This is a genomic window from Enterobacter cloacae complex sp. IR5384 (genome assembly GCF_049237265.1).
Lineage (GTDB): Bacteria > Pseudomonadota > Gammaproteobacteria > Enterobacterales > Enterobacteriaceae > Enterobacter > Enterobacter cloacae.
On record NZ_JBMKHJ010000073.1, the window covers coordinates 1 to 6,024 of the forward strand.

Sequence of the window (6,024 nt, forward strand, 5' to 3'; positions counted from 1 at the left end):
CACTACCGGAGGATATTATGAAGGGGGAATTGAGGCCGTTAAATCTCAATTTAAACAATGAATTATCTCCTTAGCGTGGTTTTTTACATCATTGGCCCTCAAACCCCTTTGCCGGCCGGGTGCCCCTCCCCACCACTGAAAAGCGCCGCCGCCCCCGGCCGAAGGCCGGGAGTAGTGTCGCTTTTAATGATGGGTGTTGTAACTACTCTTCTTCATCGCTGTGGGTGGAGCTGCGGTCAGTTGTCGGGTACACGCTCGTAAGCGGCCCTTCGGCCCGCTAACGCGGAGATACGCCCCGGCTGCGGCTGACGCCTTGCCGGGACCACTCCGACCGCGTACAGGGGAGCCCGCAGAATTCGGAAAAAATCGTACGCTAAGGTTTTCCGGGCATCCGTAAGGGCCGAAACTTCCCGTCTTCCAGTCTGCGGCTCTGCCGCCAGACGTAATCGCCGGTTAGGTTGATGTGCTCCCAGCCCAGCGGCGACAGGAATTGCAGCAGCTCGCCGTCCACCGGCTTGCCGGCCTCGACCAACCCCTGGGTGGCGCGTTCCAGGTACACCGTGTTCCACAGCACGATAGCCGCCGTCACCAGGTTGAGGCCGCTGGCCCGGTAGCGCTGCTGCTCGAAGCTCCGATCCCTGATTTCCCCAAGGCGGTTGAAGAACACCGCCCTGGCCAGCGAGTTGCGCGCCTCACCTTTGTTCAGGCCGGCATGCACGCGGCGGCGCAGTTCAACACTTTGCAGCCAGTCCAGGATGAACAGCGTGCGCTCGATCCGGCCCAGCTCGCGCAGGGCCACGGCCAGTCCGTTCTGGCGCGGGTAGCTGCCGAGCTTGCGCAGCATCAGCGAGGCGGTGACGGTGCCCTGCTTGATCGAGCTGGCCAGGCGCAGGATGTCGTCCCAGTGGGCACGCACGTGCTTGATGTTCAGGGTGCCGCCGATCAGCGGGCGCAACGTCGGGTAGGCTTGCACGCCCTGCGGCACGTACAGCTTGGTTTCGCCGAGGTCGCGGATGCGCGGCGCGAAGCGGAAGCCTAGCAGGTGCATCAGGGCAAAGACGTGATCGGTGAAGCCGGCCGTGTCGGTGTAGTGCTCCTCGATCCGCAGGTCGGACTCGTGGTACAGCAGGCCGTCGAGCACATAGGGGTCGTTTGCGGGAGAGGGCGAAATCCTACGCTAAGGCTTTGGCCAACGATATTCTCCGGTAAGATTGATGTGTTCCCAGGGGATAGGAGAAGTCGCTTGATATCTAGTATGACGTCTGTCGCACCTGCTTGATCGCGGCCGCGATAGCTAGATCGCGTTGCTCCTCTTCTCCATCCGCGTTCCAAGCTGCGGAAAGGCACCCATAAGCGTACGCCTGGTCGAGCAGGCGACGCGGATCGACGTCCAGCGCACGAGAGAATGCGTCCGCCATCTGTGCAATGCGTCTAGGATCGAGACAAAGGTCGTCTCTGTCAGCCGGATCGTAGAACATATTGGCGGCGCCAAAGCCCACTTCACCGACCAGACCGACGGGATCTATCACCAGCCAGCCGCGACTGGAGAACATGATGTTTTCATGATGCAGATCGCCATGTAGCCCACGCAGTTCCGAGGCATTGCTCATCATTTGATCGGCTATAATCGCCGCGTGGACGTAGTCAGTTTGACAACCTGCGTTTTGATCATCGCGCGCCCGCTGAAACAAAGCTGCAAAGCGATCCCGGATCGGGAGAAGGGCAGAAGGCAGGGGTTCCTCAGATGCGGCATACAGCTTCGCCATTAGTTCCGCTGCAATTTCGGTCGCCTGGTAGTCGCCGTGCTCGGCAACGATGTGAGAGAGCATTCGCTCCCCGGCATATTCGAGCAACATCAGATTGTTCTCACGACCGAGCAACCGGACTGCTCCCCTCCCATTGCGCCATACCAGATAGTCGGCCCCGCGCAGTTCATCAGCAATGTCTTCTATAGGTTTCAATCCCTTGACGATTGCAGGAGTCCCGTCTGGCAATGAAACTTTCCAAACGAGGCTGGAAAAGGTGTCCGCAATGAGAACAGGTTGCGAAACGTGCCAATGAGCAGGAAAAACAGGCGGCATGAACATCAACCCCAAGTCAGAGGGTCCAATCGCAGATAGAAGGCAAGGCGTTCGCGGTCGGGGGCTTCGATCCCCAATACATTGAATAGGACAGCGAAGGCGCGCTCTGCTTCATCTGGCGCTGCCCAGTTCTCTTCGGCGTTAGCAATCATGAGTGCCAAATCGGCATAGCGATCTGCTGTTCCGAGCCGCCCAAGGTCGATCAGACCCGTGCATTGAAGAGTTTTAGGGTCCACCATGAAGTTCGGCATGCAGGGATCACCATGGCAAACAACCATATCGGTGCGCTCTTGGTCGAGCCGCACCGGTAGCTCTCGTTCGACACGAGCCAAAAGATCGAGCTGCGGCGTACTCTTGTCCTCGTCCGGTAAGAAGTCGGGATTGACGGCATTGCGGGACACCACATCAACGGCGCGTCCGAACATTCGCGACAGCCTGCGCTCAAACGGACATTGATCAACCGATAGGCTGTGAACAGCGCCAAGTTGCTGCCCCATTGACGGCCACGCTTTGAGCAAATCCGCTCCAGACAGATCAGCCGCCGGTACTCCCGGAATTGCCGTTATCACCAAGCATGCACCCTCCTGTTCCTCCTGCCAGTTGATCACCTCGGGGCAAGCCACACCTCGACCTTTGAGCCAAATGAGGCGGTCACGCTCTCCAGCGAGCTCACCGCGGCGGGAAGCAGGTGCGATTTTCGCGAAGGCATGCCCGTCACCACGTCGAAAAACAAAATCACCAGATTCTCCGCCTCTGACAGGCAACCAGTCAGAATGCGATTCACCAAAAAAAATATTAGTTCGATTCAATGGAGGTTCCTTCAGTTTTCTGATGAAGCGCGGAGGTGGCTCAACCTGCGAAAAGAAACGAGTTGCTATGGACTTGCACCGGTTGTGTTCCGGTCTATCTCTCATTTTAAGCGGCTTTTTTCTCAAATGCCACCGGCGATTTCCAGCCGAGTGTTGAATGTCTTCGGCGTGGATTATAAAAGCCATTTACCCATATAATGCGCCTACTTATCAGCCTTTGGGACGTTGGGACGGTATTTTTCACTATATACCCCCAAGTTTTTAGACATGAAAAAAGCTCGATATATTATAAATATATCGAGCCTTTAAGTTACTGTTTTTCAATATCGTTCAAAATCTTGATAATTACAGTATACGGTTTTATGAAGTGGTATATTTGCAAATGCTTATTTTGCAAGGTCTATTTGCTTGATTTATCCTACAATCGTAATGCAAAACCCATGACCGGAAGCAACGAACTTAGGTTCAATCTCACTCAAATCCGAGGATAGCTTTTGTCCGGATTCTTGATTGGGCAATGTATCTGCGCCGCTTGATTTTACCGCTGCGTCCCAACTGCTTTCGATAACTTGTCCGTGATTCTCACCCATGCCGAACATGAGGTCGCTGCTAAAGAAAATACCACGTTTCTTTTCAAAAAATAAAAGTCCTTCCCACATATGCATTTCAGATGGGTAACTGATAGTTTGAAATTCAAAATCATCTCCGGCAAATATTTCATTCGGCTTTTTAATAAGCACATTGTTAGTAATACCAAACCCCATCAGTTGTCTTGCTGTGGTTTCGGAACAAACCGCGACAGCTTCGGGATGTTCTTTGAGAACCAAAGCAAGTCCGCCACATTCGTCTGATTCAAAATGAGAAATTAGAATGTATTTTATTTTGCGTTCACCGAGCAACTCTTGCAACTTAGGAATGGTAGTTTGCGCTTGTGATACGGCTCCGGTCTGAATGAGAACAGGCTCATTTGTCATCAATAAGTATTGGTGCATTGAAAGCTTAATCGGCTCCATTACCTCTGTAAATTGGTATAAATCTTTGATAATCTCTGTCATTGTCAAAACGCCTTTTTCTATTTATAGTCTAACCTAAATTCCACGTGTGTTTTTTATTAGCTTCAAAAATCACTATTTCACGAAGAATTTAGACTGCTTCTCACACATTGTAACATTATTTACAACCACCTTTCAATCATTTTTGATAAATCATTGATTTCATCTTTGCTGCAATGATACTTAATAAACTCTGCAAGGGTAATGACTCCAACTTATTGATAGTGTTTTATGTTCAGATAATGCCCGATGACTTTGTCATGCAGCTCCACCGATTTTGAGAACGACAGCGACTTCCGTCCCAGCCGTGCCAGGTGCTGCCTCAGATTCAGGTTATGCCGCTCAATTCGCTGCGTATATCGCTTGCTGATTACGTGCAGCTTTCCCTTCAGGCGGGATTCATACAGCGGCCAGCCATCCGTCATCCATATCACCACGTCAAAGGGTGACAGCAGGCTCATAAGACGCCCCAGCGTCGCCATAGTGCGTTCACCGAATACGTGCGCAACAACCGTCTTCCGGAGCCTGTCATACGCGTAAAACAGCCAGCGCTGGCGCGATTTAGCCCCGACGTATCCCCACTGTTCGTCCATTTCCGCGCAGACGATGACGTCACTGCCCGGCTGTATGCGCGAGGTTACCGACTGCGGCCTGAGTTTTTTAAATGGCGGAAAATCGTGTTGAGGCCAACGCCCATAATGCGGGCGGTTGCCCGGCATCCAACGCCATTCATGGCCATATCAATGATTTTCTGGTGCGTACCGGGTTGAGAAGCGGTGTAAGTGAACTGCAGTTGCCATGTTTTACGGCAGTGAGAGCAGAGATAGCGCTGATGTCCGGCGGTGCTTTTGCCGTTACGCACCACCCCGTCAGTAGCTGAACAGGAGGGACAGCTGATAGAAACAGAAGCCACTGGAGCACCTCAAAAACACCATCATACACTAAATCAGTAAGTTGGCAGCATCACCGGGTTTCGCGACTGATTCCGAATTCACGAGCAAGCTTGGTCTTTTGCTCGCCAGCCTCGACACGTTGGCGCAGTTCGGCAATACGCTCAGACGACAGGGATTTCTTCCTGCCACGGTAAGCCCCGCGTTGCTTGGCGAGCGCAATACCCTCGCGCTGACGCTCGCGGATCAGGGCGCGCTCGAACTCGGCGAACGCGCCCATCACCGAGAGCATCAGGTTCGCCATCGGAGAGTCTTCGCCAGTAAAACTGAGGTGTTCCTTGACGAATTCGATATGCACGCCGCGTTGTGTCAGCGTTTGCACGATCCGGCGCAAATCATCGAGATTGCGCGCCAGGCGATCCATGCTATGCACCACCACGGTGTCGCCGGTGCGGGCGAAGCTTATCAGCGCTTCCAGTTGCGGACGCTTGACATCCTTGCCGGATGCCTTGTCGCTAAAAGCGCGATCAACCTTGACGCCTTCCAGTTGCCGTTCCGGGTTCTGGTCGAAGGTGCTGACCCTGATATACCCAATGCGCTGTCCAGTCATGGAATTCCCTGCAAAATGTCAGGGAAGACTCTATGACCTTCAACGAGATATGTCAATAAATTCAAAATTCAATCCTATCCTGACGCAATTTACACATGGCATCTGACATCAGGTTAGGGTATGCCTCAACCTGACGGCGGCGAATCACAAGCGTCCGGTTTGACGCTGGTTTCGGTCGCAGTGCTGGCCCGCGCCTGGAAGCGCTGATAGCACTCCAGCCCGCAGAAATGCTCCACGTACTCGGCCCCTTCCGGCGTGAAGGCGGCATCGAGCGGGATTTCCTTGCAGCACACGCAGCAACTGGTGCTCGGTTCATTGGCGTTCATGGTGGTGTTCCTCCATTGGTTGACGAAGCCGACGAAGGCCGCCGCCGGCATCGGCCTGGCGAACAGGAAACCCTGCACCGTGTCGCAACCCGCCTGCCGCAACCACGCAAGGCAGTCGGGTGTTTCCACACCCTCGGCTACCACCTCCATTGTCGTTTTCAGAAGACGGCTGCACTGAACGTCAGAAGCCGACTGCACTATAGCAGCGGAGGGGTTGGATCCATCAGGCAACGACGGGCTGCTGCCGGCCATCAGC

Annotated in this window: 6 protein-coding genes and 1 pseudogene; all 7 read right to left on the bottom strand. The window is 53.9% G+C overall.

Annotated features, from left to right (window positions below; genetic code table 11):
• Positions 1-373: 373 nt before the first annotated feature.
• Positions 374-1,144: pseudogene (locus ACOTX3_RS25645) on the bottom strand (Tn3 family transposase); the annotation flags it as partial.
• A 106-nt stretch (positions 1,145-1,250) separates the two neighbouring features.
• Entirely contained in the window at positions 1,251-2,087 is an 837-nt protein-coding gene (locus tag ACOTX3_RS25650) for an aminoglycoside O-phosphotransferase APH(6)-Id (RefSeq protein WP_000480968.1), read from the bottom strand.
• On the bottom strand, positions 2,087-2,890 hold the full coding sequence (aph(3'')-Ib, locus tag ACOTX3_RS25655) for an aminoglycoside O-phosphotransferase APH(3'')-Ib (RefSeq protein WP_001082319.1): 804 nt from the start codon (positions 2,888-2,890) through the stop codon (positions 2,087-2,089). Before aph(3'')-Ib ends, ACOTX3_RS25650 begins: the two co-directional genes overlap by 1 nt.
• Positions 2,891-3,303: 413 nt before the next feature.
• Entirely contained in the window at positions 3,304-3,945 is a 642-nt protein-coding gene (locus tag ACOTX3_RS25660) for an MBL fold metallo-hydrolase (RefSeq protein ID WP_000134999.1), read from the bottom strand.
• 212 nt (positions 3,946-4,157) lie between these two features.
• A protein-coding gene (locus ACOTX3_RS25665; RefSeq protein WP_095033700.1) for an IS1-like element IS1B family transposase occupies positions 4,158-4,855 on the bottom strand; the annotation gives its coding sequence in 2 pieces (ribosomal slippage) (positions 4,158-4,606 and positions 4,606-4,855; 699 coding nt in all).
• Positions 4,856-4,905: 50 nt separating this feature from the next.
• Positions 4,906-5,442, bottom strand: coding sequence for a recombinase family protein (locus tag ACOTX3_RS25670; RefSeq protein ID WP_029404405.1), 537 nt, complete (start codon positions 5,440-5,442; stop codon positions 4,906-4,908).
• A gap of 125 nt (positions 5,443-5,567) precedes the next feature.
• Positions 5,568-6,024 (bottom strand): DUF3330 domain-containing protein (locus ACOTX3_RS25675; protein ID WP_227653876.1); only part of this gene is annotated, 457 nt, incomplete at its 5' end.